General features: G+C 66.1%; 11 protein-coding genes. 10 read left to right on the top strand and 1 reads right to left on the bottom strand.

Going from position 1 to position 14,640, the window contains the following annotated elements; translation table 11 throughout:
- Nucleotides 1-26 precede the first annotated feature (26 nt).
- Complete coding sequence (locus tag BJP62_RS07790) at nucleotides 27-2,027, top strand: FimV family protein (RefSeq protein WP_070528600.1); 2,001 nt, start codon at nucleotides 27-29, stop codon at nucleotides 2,025-2,027.
- A 265-nt stretch (nucleotides 2,028-2,292) separates the two neighbouring features.
- Here the strand turns inward: BJP62_RS07790 and uvrA are convergent, their stop codons facing one another.
- Entirely contained in the window at nucleotides 2,293-5,139 is a 2,847-nt protein-coding gene (gene uvrA, locus BJP62_RS07785) for an excinuclease ABC subunit UvrA (protein ID WP_070528598.1), read from the bottom strand.
- A gap of 219 nt (nucleotides 5,140-5,358) precedes the next feature.
- On the opposite strand from uvrA, the gene BJP62_RS07780 reads away from it, so the two are divergent.
- The 9 genes from BJP62_RS07780 (at nucleotide 5,359) to BJP62_RS07740 (ending at nucleotide 14,638) form a co-directional block, all read left to right on the top strand.
- Entirely contained in the window at nucleotides 5,359-6,723 is a 1,365-nt protein-coding gene (locus BJP62_RS07780) for an MFS transporter (protein WP_070528595.1), read from the top strand.
- Entirely contained in the window at nucleotides 6,723-7,220 is a 498-nt protein-coding gene (locus BJP62_RS07775; RefSeq protein ID WP_070528592.1) for a single-stranded DNA-binding protein, read from the top strand. Before BJP62_RS07780 ends, BJP62_RS07775 begins: the two co-directional genes overlap by 1 nt.
- A 203-nt stretch (nucleotides 7,221-7,423) precedes the next feature.
- A complete protein-coding gene (locus BJP62_RS07770; RefSeq protein ID WP_070528589.1) occupies nucleotides 7,424-7,909 on the top strand; it encodes a spore coat U domain-containing protein in 486 nt (161 codons plus the stop codon).
- Between the two features lie 22 nt (nucleotides 7,910-7,931).
- Nucleotides 7,932-8,651, top strand: coding sequence for a molecular chaperone (locus BJP62_RS07765; RefSeq protein ID WP_070528587.1), 720 nt, complete (start codon nucleotides 7,932-7,934; stop codon nucleotides 8,649-8,651).
- Nucleotides 8,635-11,007 carry a fimbria/pilus outer membrane usher protein gene (locus BJP62_RS07760; RefSeq protein ID WP_070528584.1) on the top strand — a complete coding sequence of 791 codons (2,373 nt, stop codon included), beginning with the start codon at nucleotides 8,635-8,637 and terminating at the stop codon, nucleotides 11,005-11,007. The genes BJP62_RS07765 and BJP62_RS07760 overlap by 17 nt, the downstream gene beginning before the upstream one ends.
- A 47-nt stretch (nucleotides 11,008-11,054) precedes the next feature.
- On the top strand, nucleotides 11,055-11,507 hold the full coding sequence (locus BJP62_RS07755) for a spore coat U domain-containing protein (protein ID WP_070532467.1): 453 nt from the start codon (nucleotides 11,055-11,057) through the stop codon (nucleotides 11,505-11,507).
- A 164-nt stretch (nucleotides 11,508-11,671) separates the two neighbouring features.
- Nucleotides 11,672-12,496: an autotransporter outer membrane beta-barrel domain-containing protein gene (locus BJP62_RS07750; protein WP_083300781.1), complete on the top strand. Its 825-nt coding sequence runs from the start codon at nucleotides 11,672-11,674 to the stop codon at nucleotides 12,494-12,496.
- Between the two features lie 195 nt (nucleotides 12,497-12,691).
- On the top strand, nucleotides 12,692-13,669 hold the full coding sequence (locus BJP62_RS07745; protein ID WP_083300780.1) for an META domain-containing protein: 978 nt from the start codon (nucleotides 12,692-12,694) through the stop codon (nucleotides 13,667-13,669).
- Nucleotides 13,670-13,909: 240 nt separating this feature from the next.
- On the top strand, nucleotides 13,910-14,638 hold the full coding sequence (locus tag BJP62_RS07740; RefSeq protein ID WP_070528576.1) for an LOG family protein: 729 nt from the start codon (nucleotides 13,910-13,912) through the stop codon (nucleotides 14,636-14,638).
- Nucleotides 14,639-14,640 lie beyond the last annotated feature (2 nt).

The following is a 14,640-nucleotide window of genomic DNA, read 5'->3' as shown; positions in this document are numbered from 1 at the left end:
GGCCAGTCCTTCGCCCGGTCAGCAAGATGAATGCCCCGTTGAACTGTCGCTGGATCGCCCTGCTGCTCGGGCTGCCGCTGGCCTGCGCCCAGGCAGCGACGCTTGGCGAACTGCAACTGCGCTCGGCGCTCGGCGAGCGTTTCGACGCCGTCGTGCCGGTGCGGCTGTCGGCGGGCGAGAACCTCGGAACCGCCTGTTTCAGGCTGCTGCCCGATGCCGACAGCGGGATCGGGACGCTGGTGAATGCCCGGCTGCGCTATCAGGCCGACGACGGACGTGGCGAGCTGCAGATCGTCGGCACCGGCCCGGTGAGCGAGCCGGTGCTGCAACTGGTCGTGCGGCTGCAATGCCCCGACGACGAGCAGGTGCGCTTCCAGCGCAGCTACGACGTGCTGATCGACCCGCGCGACTATGCCGCGCCGGCCGTGCGCAGGTCCGCGACGGTCGACCGCAAGGCGCGCCGCTATCCGCCGCTGGGCGGGAGCTGGCGCGCCGCTGACGGCGATACCGTCTCGCTCATTGCACGGCACTATTATCCGAACGACCGCGATCTGCGGGCGCGTTTTATTGACGCGCTGCATCAGCTCAATCCGGACCTGCCGCAAGGGATGGAGGCGCCGTTGCCGGACGACGCCCGCATCGTGCTGCCGGCCCGGCCGGCCACGCCGGGTCCGGCGCCGCAACCGGTGCCGACGGTGGCGCCGCTGCCGAAGCTGGCCGATACCCTCAGCGTTACCGCGGCCGAGCCGTCGCAGCCGGTCTTGCGGCCTGCAGCGCCTGCCGGTGACGGCGAGTTCAGGCTGCAGCTGTCGTCGCCGTTGCTCGATCTGGCGCACGAATCCGAACTGACGCCGGAGGAACGGCTGAAGCTGCGCGAGCGGCTGCTGATGCTGACATCGGACGACCAGACCTCGCAGCTGATGGCGCTCAAGTATCAGGTGACCCAGCTCGAGAAGCAGTTGGCCGGGTTGCGCCAGGGCGAGCAGGTGGCCGTCGGCAGCGACGCCGGCCAGCGCCGCGAGCCGGCCGACGTCTCGCCATGGTGGCTGCTGACCCTGCTGCTGATCCCGCTCGGCTTTGTCGGCTGGCGCTGGCGTGCGCGCCAGCAGGACTACGGCGACGCGTTCTCGCTCGCCCATCCGCGTGCCAGCGACGAGATGATGTCGATGCGTCCGGCCACGCTGCCGCCGTCCGAGCCGCGCGTGCGGACGGCGCTCGGCGCGGCGACGCTGATGCAGAACATCGGCCAGATCGCCGACGAATTCCACAACGACGAAGTCGATGTGGTGCTGCCGGGCAACGTCTCTGAGGAGGCGCAGTTGCTGATCGACCATGGTCTCGTCCAGCAGGCGATCAACCTGCTCAACCACGAGATCGAGCAGCATCCGGCCGCACTGGTGCTGTGGATGAAGCTGTTCGAGGTCTATCGCCAGAACGACATGAAGCAGGCATTCCAGGAGCGTGCGGTGGCGTTTCGGCTGCAGTTTGCCAGCGATGCGCTGTGGCAGCAGGTGCAGGCGATCGGGCAGCGTGTCGATCCGGACAACCCGCTGTACCGCTCGCTCGACGACAGCATCGATCGCCAGCTCGAACTGGGGCCGGCGGAGGTGGTCGATCTCGGCGACGACGCGCTCGATTTCGCTTCCACGATGTACCGCGAGGCCGGGCTGGCGCCGCCGGCCGGGGTGGCGGCCGAAGAGCCGGTCGAAGCGTACGATGCGGTTCCGGTGCTGCCGTCGAGCGAGGAACTCGATTTCCAGCTGGCGCCTTTCCCGGAGCCGCCCGATCCGCAGGTCGATGCGCTGATTGCACCGGCCTTGCCGCGCGCCGAGAGCTACCGGATCGAGCCCGCCGAATTCGTCAGCGACGACCCGCAGCTGCAACAGGTGGCGCGCCACCTGGCGCAGGGCGAACTTGAGCACGCCTACGGACTGCTCGAGGAGGCCTTGCTTCACGGCCGGAGCATGGAGCAGCGGCTGACCGCGATGAAGTGGCTCGACAAGCTGACGCCGGTTCGGGGCCGCTGAAAACCCGCCTCATCAGGCGGCTGCGCCTGCGCAGTTTGGCTTCGTCCGGTGCCCGGAACCCCGCAAGGGGGCTAGCTTCGGGTCGTGCCCCAAGGGCACTTCCTTCGGGGCGTCCTCAGGTACCTTCATGGACATTCCGGTTTCCGTGCTCCGGGCGCAGCCGAACTGCTTTGGCTCGCTCGCATGCCGAGGTGGGTTTGCCATAGAGAAGGAAGAGCCCGCAACAAAGCCGCCTTCGGGCGGCTTTGTTGTTTGCTGCCGGCAATCAGGCGGCCAGCACCCGCGCCAGGTAGTGGCCGGTGTGGCTGGCCGGATTCGCGGCGACGGCTTCCGGTGCGCCGCAGGCGATGATCTGGCCACCGCCGGCGCCGCCCTCGGGCCCGAGGTCGACGACCCAGTCGGCGGTCTTGATCACGTCGAGGTTGTGCTCGATCACCACCACGGTATTGCCGTGTTCGGACAGCCGCTGCAGCACGCTCAAGAGCAGGTCGATGTCGTGGAAGTGCAGGCCGGTGGTCGGCTCGTCGAGGATGTAGAGCGTGCGGCCGGTGTCGCGCTTGGACAGCTCCAGCGCCAGCTTGACCCGTTGCGCCTCGCCGCCCGACAGCGTCGTCGCGCTCTGGCCAAGGCGGATGTAGCCGAGGCCGACGTCCATCAGCGTCCTGAGCTTGCGCGCGACCGTCGGCACCGCTTCGAAGAACGCCAGCGCCTGCTCGACCGTCATCTCCAGCACTTCGGTGATGTTCCTGCCCTTGTACTGGACCTCGAGCGTTTCGCGGTTGTAACGCTTGCCGTGACAGACGTCGCACGGCACGTAGACGTCGGGCAGGAAGTGCATCTCGACCTTGAGCACGCCGTCGCCCTGGCAGGCCTCGCAGCGGCCGCCCTTGACGTTGAACGAGAAGCGGCCCGGGCCGTAGCCGCGTTCACGGCTCGACGGCACGCCGGCGAACAGTTCGCGGATCGGCGTGAACAGCCCGGTGTACGTCGCCGGGTTCGAGCGCGGCGTGCGGCCGATCGGGCTCTGGTCGACGCTGATGACCTTGTCGAAATGGTCGAGGCCGTGCACTTCGTGGAATGGCGCCGGCTCGGCCGAGGCACCGTTGAGTTCCTTCGCCGCCAGCGTGTACAGCGTGTCGTTGATCAGCGTGCTCTTGCCCGAGCCCGAGACGCCGGTGATCGCGACGAAGAGGCCGACCGGCAGCGCCAGGTTCACGTACTTGAGGTTGTTGCCGTGCGCGCCCTTGAGCGTCAGCCAGCGGTCCGGCTCGGGGGCGCGACGCTTGGCCGGAATCTCGATCTTGCGTGCGCCGGAGAGGAACTGGCCGGTGATCGACTTCGGTTCGGCCATGATGTCGTCCGGGTGGCCGGCGGCGATCACCTCGCCGCCGTGGACGCCGGCGCCGGGGCCGATGTCGACGAGGAAGTCGGCGGCGCGGATCGCGTCCTCGTCGTGTTCGACGACGATGACCGAGTTGTCGAGGTCGCGCAGCCGCATCAAGGTGCCGAGCAGCCGGTCGTTGTCGCGCTGGTGCAGGCCGATCGACGGCTCGTCGAGCACGTACATCACCCCGGTCAGGCCCGAGCCGATCTGGCTGGCAAGGCGGATGCGCTGCGCTTCACCGCCCGACAGCGTGTCGGCGCTGCGCTCGAGGCTCAGGTAGTCGAGGCCGACGTTGACGAGGAAGCCCAGCCGCTCGCGGATTTCCTTGACGATCTTTTCGGCGATCTGCGCCTTGGCGCCTTCGAGCTGCAGCGATTCGAAAAACGCCGCCGTGTCGCGCAGCGCCATCTGGCTGATCGCGTGCAGGTTCTCGCTGCCGACCCGGACGTGGCGGGCTTCGCGCCGCAGCCGCGAGCCGGCGCAGCTCGGGCAGGCCTGGTTGTTCTGGTACTTGGCCAGCTCCTCGCGCACCGTCGCCGAGTCGGTTTCGCGGTAGCGGCGCTCGAGGTTCGGGATGATGCCTTCGAAGCTGTGCACGCGCTCGAACTTGCTGCCGCGCTCGTTCATGTAGGTGAAGGCGATCTCGTCGCGGCCCGAACCGTGCAGCACGACCTGCTGTACCGCCTCGCCGAGTTCGCTCCACGGCGTGTTGACGTCGAAGCCGTAGTGGTTCGCCAGACTCAGCAGCATCTGGAAGTAGAACTGGTTGCGCTTGTCCCAGCCCTTGATCGCGCCGGCGGCAAGGCTCAGTTCGGGGTGGGCGACGACGCGCTTCGGGTCGAAATAGGTGATCTGGCCGAGGCCGTCGCACTTCGGGCAGGCGCCCATCGGGTTGTTGAACGAGAACAGCCGCGGTTCGAGCTCGGGCAGGCTGTAGCTGCACACCGGGCAGGCGAACTTGGCCGAGAACCAGTGCTCTTTGCCAGAGTCCATTTCCACCGCGATCGCCCGGCCGTCGGCGTGGCGCAGCGCGGTCTCGAACGATTCGGCGAGCCGCTGCTTCAGGTCGGCACGCACCTTGATCCGGTCGATGACGACGTCGATCGTGTGTTTCTTGTTCTTGTCGAGCTTCGGGATGGCGTCCATCTCGTACACCTCGCCGTCGACGCGCACGCGCACGAAACCCTGCGCGCGCAATTCGTCGAACAGGTCGAGGTTTTCGCCCTTCTTGCCGACGATCACCGGCGCCAGCACCATCAGCCTGGTCTCTTCGGGTAGCGCCAGCACGTGGTCGACCATCTGGCTGACGGTCTGCGAGGCGAGGGGCTGGCCGTGGTCCGGGCAGTACGGCGTGCCGACGCGCGCGAACAGCAGCCGCAGGTAATCGTGGATTTCGGTGACGGTGCCGACGGTCGAGCGCGGGTTGTGGCTGGTGGCCTTCTGCTCGATCGAGATCGCCGGGGAGAGCCCCTCGATCAGGTCGACGTCGGGCTTTTCCATCAGCTGCAAAAACTGCCGCGCGTACGCCGACAGCGATTCGACATAGCGGCGCTGGCCCTCGGCGTAGAGCGTGTCGAACGCCAGCGACGATTTGCCCGACCCCGACAGCCCGGTGATGACGACGAGCTTGCCGCGCGGAATGTCGAGATTGACGTTCTTCAGGTTGTGCGTGCGCGCGCCGCGGATGCGGATCAGCGGGGTGTCTGCGTCGGCGGGGCGGTAGCTCATGGCGTGCTCGTCTGGGTTGAAAAGGCAACCACCTAGTTTACCGGAGAACATTTGGCTTGGTGTACGTTTGTTCTGTTGGCCGCGACGAATGCCGCGGGGCCAATGCCTCCCGGGCGCGAGCCCGGCCGGCTGCGTGCGTCGGGCGCTGTCAGCCGCGCCGAGGTCGGCAGCGCCCCGGCCGCCTGCTAGAATCGCGTCTTTCGCTTCATCCTGCCGCCCATGTCCCCGCTCGAACTACGCGCCGCATCCGGACTTGCCGGGCTCTACGCCCTGCGCATGCTCGGGATGTTCCTCGTGCTGCCGGTCTTTGCCGTCTACGCCGGCCACATGCCCGGTGGCGACAACCACGCGCTGGTCGGGCTGGCGTTCGGCGCCTACGGGTTGACGCAGGCGCTGCTGCAACTGCCGTTCGGCATGTGGAGCGACCACGTCGGCCGCAAGAAGGTGATCTACATCGGCCTGGCGCTGTTCGCGCTCGGCAGCATCATGTGCGCGATGGCCGACCACATCGTCTGGCTGATCGTCGGCCGCGCGGTCCAGGGCGCCGGGGCGATCTCGGCGGCGATCACCGCGCTGCTGGCCGACCTGACGCGCGAGGAGCACCGGACCAAGGCGATGGCAATGATCGGCGCCAGCATCGCCGGCACCTTTGCGGTGTCGCTGGTCGTCGCACCGAAACTGGCCGACTGGATCGGTCTGCCGGGGATCTTCGTGCTGACGGCGGTGCTGGCGCTGGTCGCCATCGTCGGCGTCGCGCGGGTGATCCCGAGTCCGACGGTGTCGCGTTTCCATTCGGATGCCGAAACCAGCGCCCGGCGGCTACCGTCGGTGCTGCGCGATCCGCAGCTCTTGCGGCTCAACTACGGCGTGTTCGCCCTGCACGCGGCGCAGATGGCGATGTTCACCGTCATGCCGCTGCTGCTGGCCAAGGTCGGCCAGCTTGACGTGTCGAGGCACTGGTGGGTGTATCTGCCGGTGGTGCTGCTCAGCTTCGTGCTGATGGTGCCGGCGGTGATCTACGGCGAGAAGAAGCGCCAGCTCAAGCGGGTGTTCCTGTGGGCGATCGCGCTGATGTTCGGCGCGCAGATCGGCATGACGCTGTACATGCCCAGCCTGACGATGATCGTCGTCTGGCTGGCGCTGTACTTCATCGCCTTCAACGTGCTCGAGGCGATCCAGCCCAGCCTGATCTCGAAAATTGCGCCGGCCGACGCCAAGGGCACGGCGATGGGCGTCTACAACACCTGCCAGGCCGCGGCGATGTTCCTCGGCTCGGCGCTGGCAGGCTGGCTGTACCAGCGTTTCGACTCGCCGGCACCGGTGTTTGCACTGTCGGCTGCCTTGGTCGGCATCTGGCTGGCCGTGGCGTGGCGGATGCGGGCGCCCAAGCCGGTGAAGACCCAACTCTTTCACATCGGCGAAGCGTGGCAGGGCGATCCGGCCGCGCTGTCTGATAAACTTTCACGGATTGCCGGCGTTTCCGAAGCCGTCGTGTTGCTCGACGAGCGGGTTGCCCTGCTCAAGGTCATGCAGGACGGCTGGAATGAAGACGAGGCTAAACAATTGATTATGGAGACGCACTGATGGCTTCCTTGAACAAGGTCATCCTGATCGGCAACCTCGGGCGCGACCCCGAGGTGCGCTACCTGCCCAACGGCGACGCGGTGTGCAATTTCAGCATCGCCACGACCGAAAACTGGAAGGACAAGTCCGGCCAGAAGCAGGAAAAGACCGAGTGGCACAACATCACCATGTACCGCCGTCTGGCTGAGATCGCCGGCCAGTACCTGAAGAAGGGCAGTTCGGTCTACATCGAAGGCAAGCTGCAGACGCGCAAGTGGCAGGACAAGCAGACCGGTGCCGACCGTTACACCACCGAAATCATCGCCGACCAGATGCAGATGCTCGGCGGCCGTAGTGGCGGCGGTGCGCCGATGGATCAGGGGGGCGGCGGCGGTTACGACGACTTCAACCAGAGCTACGCCCCAGCGCCGGCCGCTGCGCCGGCTGCTCGCCCGCAACAGGCTGCACCGGCACCGAAGCGCAGCTTCGACGATTTCGAGGACGACATTCCGTTCTGATTCCCGATGCCGGTTTCCGGCGATCCGCTCATGCAAAAAAGCGCCCCGCGAGGGCGCTTTTTCTTTGGGCACGCCCTGAAGGCAGCGTGCAAAATCTGATTCAAAGCTTTTATTTATATTTCTTGTTTCATATAATTTGCTTTCGTTTATTGGAAGTTATTGGAGCCGCCGGTGTTTGTCGTGGCGTCCGGGGAGGGGCGAAAATGAAAAGCTTGCTGGTCTTGATGCCCTGCGGGCTGCTTGCTTCCGTTGCGCATGCAACGACCGTCAACGCAACGCTGACGGTGAACGCCACCGTTGTCGCCGCGTGCACGGTCGAGGCCGCGACGCTGGCGTTCGGCAACTACGATCCCACCAGCAATAGCGATACCAATGTCAGCACGACCATCAACTTCAGCTGCACACCGAGCACGGCGTATACCGTCTCGCTGGATGCCGGCCTCAACTCGGCCAGCATCGCCGCCGGCCGCAACATGAAAGCCGGCAGCGACCTGCTGCAGTACCAGCTGTACACCGATTCGGGCTGGACCAACTACTGGGGCAATACCGGCAGCAACAGGATGACCGGTACCAGCGCCGCCGGCAGCCTCGCCAACACGCTGACCGTGTACGGCAAGATTCCAAAGAACCAGATCGTTCCGGCCAGCGCTGCCTATACGGACAGCGTCAATATCGCCGTGAGCTTCTGACCCGCTCGTCTCGAAGGGAAGCATGCTCGATCACCGCTTGCGATTGTTGCCGGGCGCCGTGCTGCTGTTTTGCGCCGGCATCGCCAGCGCGCTTGGCATCGAGCCGATCCGCATCGAGTTGTCACCCGCCCGGCCCAGCCAAACGCTGACGGTGCGCAACGATGGCGACCAGCCGCGGCTGGTGCAGCTGGAAACCTTCGACTGGCAGGGCTGGGACAGCGCAAGCCAGCAGATGGCGCTGTCGACGTCACGGACCCTGATTGCCAACCCGCCGGCATTCCGGCTGGCAGCGCACGCCAGCCAGTTGATCCGCGTCGGCCTGAGCGAGGCGCCCGGCGGCGCGATGCAGCGCGGCTACCGTATTTTGGTGCGCGAGCTGCTTCCGCTCGAGCCGCAGCCGGCGTCCGGTCCGGGGCAGGTTGCGCTGCTGGTCAATTTCAATCTGCCGGTGTTTTACACGCCGGACGGTACGCCTGTCGGCGCAAAGCTCGAATGGCGGGGCGAACGCGGCGTCGATGGCCGGCGGCTTCTGGTGGCGACCAACCCGGGAGCGGTAGCGGTCCGGGTGGCCGAGGTGCAGGCCGACGGCGTTCGTCTTTCGCCGTTCGGTGGCCACAACGGCTATTTGCTCGCGGGCCAGTCGCTGTCCTGGGGTGTGGGCGACGGCGAGCGTCGCCAGTTGAACCTCCGGATCAGGGACGACAAGGGGCAATGGTCGAACGCCAATGTGGCGCTGCCGTAGCGGCCTGCACTGGCTGCTGTGTTCGACGGCGTTGTCGTTCCATGTCGCAGCTGCCGAACCGCCGGCCGACCAGCGCCCGTGCGCCGGCGCGCGGCAGTTGCTGCTGCAGGTCAGCGTCAACGGCGTCTTGCTGCCGAACGACCAGTTGCTGATCCGCGACGATTGCGGCAACTGGTTCTGGCCGCTGGATAGCACACAGCAACTGCCGCTCAACCCGCAACGGTCGCGCCATTCGGTCCTGCTCGGTGACGGCAAGCGCTATCTGCCGCTGTCCGGTGTTGCCGAACGGGTTTTACTCGACGATGCGCTGCAGCAGTTGCAGCTGACCTTGCCCGATCGCGAGCTCGACCCGCATGTGCTGGTCATGCCGCAGGCGGCGCTCGATCCGGTCACGCCAGCCAACCTGAACGGCGCCTATCTCGACTACGACGTGCTGGCCACCCGGGACGGCCGGCGCGAGGGGTGGGGAGCGAACCTGTTTGCGCGCGCCTTCGGCGCCTGGGGCGGTGTGCAGCAAAGCGGGCTGATCCGCAAGGAGCTGGGCGCGACCAGTCGCGACTCGCGCGTCGAAACGCTGCGGCTGGATACGACCTATCGCTATGACGACTACCGCGGCATGTGGACGCTGCGTCTGGGTGATGCGATCAGCCAGGCCTTCGAGAGCGGGTTGCCGATCCGTTTTGCCGGGGTGCAATTGGTGCGGGACTTTTCGCTGCAGCCAGGTTTTCTGCCTTATCCGACCCAGACGATCAGCGGCAGCTCGGCGCTGCCGTCGGTGCTCGATGTCTACGTCAACGACATGTTGAGCTACACGAGCAAGCTGCCGCCGGGGCCGTTCGAACTCGATCAGTTACCGGCCGTTGGCAACGACGGCGTGGTCAGCGTGCAGCTGCGCGACACGCTAGGACGCAGCCGCACCTACCAGGCGCCGCTCTTGTCGCTGACGCGCTTGCTGGCGCCCGGTTTGTGGGACTACGCGCTGCAGATCGGTCGCGAGCGTCTCGATTACGGTTCGCAGAGCAATCATTACGGTGCCGGCTTTGCTTCTGGCGGCTACCGTTACGGCGTCAACCCCTGGCTGACGCTGGACGGCCGTGTCGAAGCGGTGCAAGGCGGCGGGCTGCTCGGCACCGGTCTGGTCGGCAGGCTGGGGCTGGTCGGCACGGTGACGGCGAATGGCGCGGCCAGCCTGCACCCGGAGAGCGGCCGCGGCTGGCAGTACAGTCTGGGCTATGAGTGGAGTGGCCTGCTTTTCAACGCCGGCCTGCAATACACCCGCCGTGGCAGTGCTTTCCGCCAACTCGGCATGGCGAGCGATCCGGCGCTTGAGGCTCTACGCAGTCGCAGCGGCTATCTCGGCACCCAGCTTGGTCCGCTGGGCTTGTCCCTGGGCTATGTCGAGCGCTGTTACGTGCTCGACCACTGCCGGAGTTCGAGCAATCTGAGCGCGTCGCTGCCGCTGGCGTACAACAGCCAGATCGCGCTGACGCTGTTCGAATCCCGCGATCTGGTGCGCCGCTACGGTCTGTTCGTCGGCGTCTCCTTGCCGCTCGACCGCGGCCAGAATCTGGCTGCCAGCTACGCCTTGCAGGAGCAGCAGCACACCAGCACCCTCAGCTACAGCTATACCGCAGATGATCCGATGCTGCGCACCGCGACCCTGACCGCCCAGAAGGACAAACGCGATACCCGCGTGCTGGCGATGGCAAGGGCCGACACCCGCTATACCTCGCTGCAGCTGGACACCCAGCTCTCGCAGCGCGGCGACCCGCAGCTGCGTCTGGGTGTGCGAGGTAGTCTGATTGCCACGCCGCAGCTGCTCGGCGCCACCCGCCAGGTCGGCGACGGTTTTGCCATCGTTACGACCGGTGGCCAGCCGGATGTGCCGGTGACGCTGGAGAACCGGGTGGTTGCCTGGAGCAACGCCGACGGTGTCGCCCTGGTCCCGCAGCTCTACGGCTACCAGGCCAATCGCATCGGCATCGACACCGCGCGGCTGAAGATCGATTACCAGGTCCCCGACACTAGACGCACGCTGGTTCCACAACGCGGCAACGGTTATCTGCTGGACTTCATCGTCAAGCAGTCCGCGCCGGGCCGGGTGATCGAGCTGGCGCTACCACAGGACTGGCAGCTGGCGAGCGACAGCGAGAGCTGGCGTGATGGCACGAAGGTGGAGAGCCTGACACTGGGGCGCAGCCGTCTCTATCTGGATAGTGCGGCGGCCGGCGATTACCGGCTGCAACTGGATCGTGACCGGCTGTGCCGGTTCACGCTGGTGCCCGAAGCCCTGGCCAGTCCGCTCAATCAGGTGCTTGGTCCGATGCCCTGCCAAACCGTGGAGGACTCTTCGTGAAGCCGGGAAGGCGGTTCGACCTTCGCCGGTTGCTGCTCTGGCCGGCCATGCTGTCCGGACTCGCGACGCCGGTGTGTCATGCGGTCTTTCTTGGCAGTTGCTCGGTGCCGCCGGTGGCTGTCAATTTGGGCCCCTATTCTCCGCTGGCTGGCAGCGCCCTGACCGCGCAATCGACGCTGACGCTCAACTGCAACGCCGGTGTCTCCCTGAATGCCTCGGTGGGCATCTCGTTCAGCGGCGGGCTGAGCGGCAATGCGCTGACACGCAGCCTGAAGCAGGGAGGACATTCGCTGGCTTACAACCTCTACACCAGCAATCTGTACACCGAGATTCTTGGTGACGGCAGCGGCGGTACCAGCAGGCTGACCGGTACCATCCAGGTCCAGCAGCTCTTTTCCAGTACACAAAGCTGGACGATCTACGCCAGGCTGCCCGCCGGGCAAGTGGTTCCGGCCGGCGCGTATGCGGACAACGTGTCCATCACCGTGACCATCGACTGACGGTGCGTTTACCGAATCGCGCCGGACCTGGCGACGGTTCGCTCGTTCGCGAGCATCGAATCACGGCCAATCCGTCTGGTTCTCACCCGAAGCCGGGTCGTCACACCGAATCGCCACCGCTTTCCAACCGGCGGGTGTCCGGGCGTCGTTCCAGCAACAGGTAGATCTGGATCGGTGGCGCGCTCAACTTCGGCCGACGCGATGCGGAAACCGGCCAGGACAAGTTCCGCTTCAGCACCGACGGCATCAGCGTCGGTGGCGACTATCGCGTCAACGATCTGTTGTCGGTCGGGGTTGGCGGTGGCGTTGCCCGTGACGTCAGCGATATCGGCGACAACGGTTCGAAGAGTGAAGGCCGCAGCGGCGTGGTGGCGATCTACGGCAGTGTGCGCCCGGCCGAGTCGCTGTTCGTCGACGGCATGCTCGGTTACGGCTGGCTGAACTTCGACGTGGACCGCTACATCACCGGCAACGGTCGCTTTGCCTCGGGCTCGCGTGACGGTAACCAGCTGTTCGGTCTGCTCGCCGCCGGTTACGAGTACCGCAACGGTACGTGGCTGGTCTCGCCGTATGGCCGGGTCGACCTGATGTCGGCGACGCTCGATGCCTACACCGAGTCGGCAGCCGGGCTGAGCGCGCTGAGCTATGGCGAGCAGACCGTGCGGATGACGACAGGCAAGCTTGGCCTGCGTGGCGAAACGAGCTTCGATGTCTCGGTGGGCAGGCTTACGCCGCGGATGCGGATCGAGTACCAGCACCAGTTCGAAGGCGGCGACGATGCCCGCATGGGCTACGCGGACCTCGCCGCCTATGGCCTCGGTTATGTCGCCCATCTGGTGCCGATGGCGCAGAACCAGTGGATCATCGAGGTCGGTGGCAAGCTGGCGCTGCGTGACGAACTGACGCTGTCGCTCGACTACAGCAGCACGCTCAACAACAGCTCGGGCTACGAGCAGGCGATCCGGCTGATGCTGGGCATGCCGTTCTGATCCGGCAGTGGGCGAACGAAACGGCGCACCGGGTGCGCCGTTTCCGGTGAATGGCTGGATGGATTTCTACAAAGTTGATTTACACAACAATTATTCTCGAGACACCTTGACGTCAAGAAAAGCCAGCCATTATTTCCAAAGCCTTGCCGGATAGCGGGGACTAGACTTCACGCGTCCAAACACAGGAGCGCTCAGATGACTCGTTCGATGGCAGCAGCATTGATGGTTCTGGGAGGCGGTGTGGCGCTGACCGGGTGTGCCGGCGTACAACCGGCCCTTGTCGCACCGGCGCAGCAAACGCTCAAGGGCGAGTTGAGCTACCGCGCGCGGATCGCCTTGCCGCCGGACGCGGTCGCCGTCGTCGAGGTTCGCGACACCCAGACGGACAAGGTCGTCAGGGACGTGCGGCTGCCGCTGCAGGGCAAGCAGGTACCGGTCCCGTTCGCGCTGACGCTCGACCGGCTGGCCGCGGGTGGTACGTATGCCTTGCGCGGCGGCATCGAACAGCAGGGGCGGCTGGCGTGGTTGAGCGAGCCGGTCGCCGTTACGCCGGGGAGTACCGATGTGGGCGTGCTGCAGCTTGTGCAGCAGCCGCAGCAACAGGCGTTTGCCAGCAAACTGCAATGCGGTGACAAGCAGATCAGCGTCGGTTTCAGCGGCGATGCGATGACCCTGCAGGCCGGCAGATCGCAGTTCGCGCTGACGCAGGTACGCACCGCATCGGGCGCCAAGTACGCCGCCAACGATGATCCGCAGACCTGGTTCTGGTCCAAGGGCCAGGGGGGCATGCTGCAGCTGCACGGCAAAAGCTACCCCGAGTGCGTGCCGGTGAAGGACGCCGGCGCGACGCCTGGTGCGTCGGCGCTGCAGGGCGCCGAATGGCAGGTCGCCGGCGGCAAGCGTCCGAGCACGCTGAATTTTGCCGCGGACGGCCGAATCAGCGGTTTTGCCGGTTGCAACCGCTACACCGGCCAGTACGCGATCGACGGCAGCGTACTCAGGATCGACAAGGTCGCAACGACCAGGATGGCGTGTGGCGCGGCACCGACGAAGCAGGAGCGCGGCTTCCTGAAGGCGCTGGCGCGGGTGAACGGCTTCGCGGTCGCCGCCGACGGGACGCTGACGTTGAAGGCCGGCGAGCAAGCCGTCTTGCGCGCGCGCCGTCCGTCCTGATCGCCGCCGCCTCGTAGCCCGGTCTGGCCGGGCACTCGCAATTCCGAGACGGCCCCGGCGCGCGTTTGCAGCGCCGGGGCCGTCGGCTGTGGTGCGTACCGGTTTGGTGCGACGCGCAATCTGCTACCATAGCCGCCCCGGGCGTGGGCCGAACACTGCGGCCTACCTGCGGACCTATTCCCCTTCTACGCGCGAGGGGTTACGTTTAAGTTTCGGATTCCGAGTGTAATCAAGAGCGATATGGATCAAATCGTAAAACCCGACGTGCAGGGCGACAGCGAGGCTACGCTGCGCCTCGTGACCGGCGCGGTACTCAAGCTGTGGGATGTCGTCGACGACCTGTCGAAGCTTCGGCCGCAACATACGCCGCACTATCACGTGACGATCTTCGGTTCGGCGCGGATCGAGGAAGCGACGCCGGCGTACGAGGCGGTCAAGCAACTGGCGGCCGAGCTGGCGGCGATGGGCTGCCGCATCGTCACCGGCGGCGGGCCGGGGCTGATGCAGGCGGCGAACGAGGGCGCCCGCGAAGGCGCGCCGGACAAGCCCGAGGCATCGGTCGGCATCCGGATCGACCTCGACTTTGAACAGCATGCCAACGACTTCGTCGGCCGCGTGTTCGAGCACAAGACCTTCTTCTCGCGGCTGCATCACTTCATCCTGCGTTCGAACGCGTTCATCGTCACGCCGGGCGGCGTCGGCACGCTGCTCGAGCTGGCGATGGTCTGGCAGCTCCTGCAGGTGCGCAAGCTCTACGGCACGCCGCTGATCCTCGTCGGCGACATGTGGCACGAGCTGGTCGACTGGGCCAAGCGCTACATGGTCGACAACGGTGCGGGCCTGGCCAGCGGTGTCGACATGCAGATTCCGGTCGTCGTCGACACGATCGAGGACGCGGTGCATCTGATGCGCGAGCACCACGCCAAGTGGCTGGCCGAAGGGCAGCCGAACGGCGTCGCGTCGGAATGAAA

Source organism: Jeongeupia sp. USM3, assembly GCF_001808185.1.
In the GTDB taxonomy this organism is placed as follows: Bacteria; Pseudomonadota; Gammaproteobacteria; order Burkholderiales; family Chitinibacteraceae; genus Jeongeupia.
Note: the sequence above shows the minus strand (reverse complement) of the source record. Positions and strands in the feature narration are given on the sequence as shown.

Excerpts from the sequence above, each read along its gene's own strand:
- BJP62_RS07790 (WP_070528600.1), top strand. The coding sequence starts at position 27 with ATGAATGCCCCGTTGAACTGTCGCTGGATCGCCCTGCTGCTCGGGCTG.
- uvrA (WP_070528598.1), bottom strand. The coding sequence starts at position 5,139 with ATGAGCTACCGCCCCGCCGACGCAGACACCCCGCTGATCCGCATCCGC.
- BJP62_RS07780 (WP_070528595.1), top strand. The coding sequence starts at position 5,359 with ATGTCCCCGCTCGAACTACGCGCCGCATCCGGACTTGCCGGGCTCTAC.
- BJP62_RS07775 (WP_070528592.1), top strand. The coding sequence starts at position 6,723 with ATGGCTTCCTTGAACAAGGTCATCCTGATCGGCAACCTCGGGCGCGAC.
- BJP62_RS07770 (WP_070528589.1), top strand. The coding sequence starts at position 7,424 with ATGAAAAGCTTGCTGGTCTTGATGCCCTGCGGGCTGCTTGCTTCCGTT.
- BJP62_RS07765 (WP_070528587.1), top strand. The coding sequence starts at position 7,932 with ATGCTCGATCACCGCTTGCGATTGTTGCCGGGCGCCGTGCTGCTGTTT.
- BJP62_RS07760 (WP_070528584.1), top strand. The coding sequence starts at position 8,635 with ATGTGGCGCTGCCGTAGCGGCCTGCACTGGCTGCTGTGTTCGACGGCG.
- BJP62_RS07755 (WP_070532467.1), top strand. The coding sequence starts at position 11,055 with ATGCTGTCCGGACTCGCGACGCCGGTGTGTCATGCGGTCTTTCTTGGC.
- BJP62_RS07745 (WP_083300780.1), top strand. The coding sequence starts at position 12,692 with ATGACTCGTTCGATGGCAGCAGCATTGATGGTTCTGGGAGGCGGTGTG.
- BJP62_RS07740 (WP_070528576.1), top strand. The coding sequence starts at position 13,910 with ATGGATCAAATCGTAAAACCCGACGTGCAGGGCGACAGCGAGGCTACG.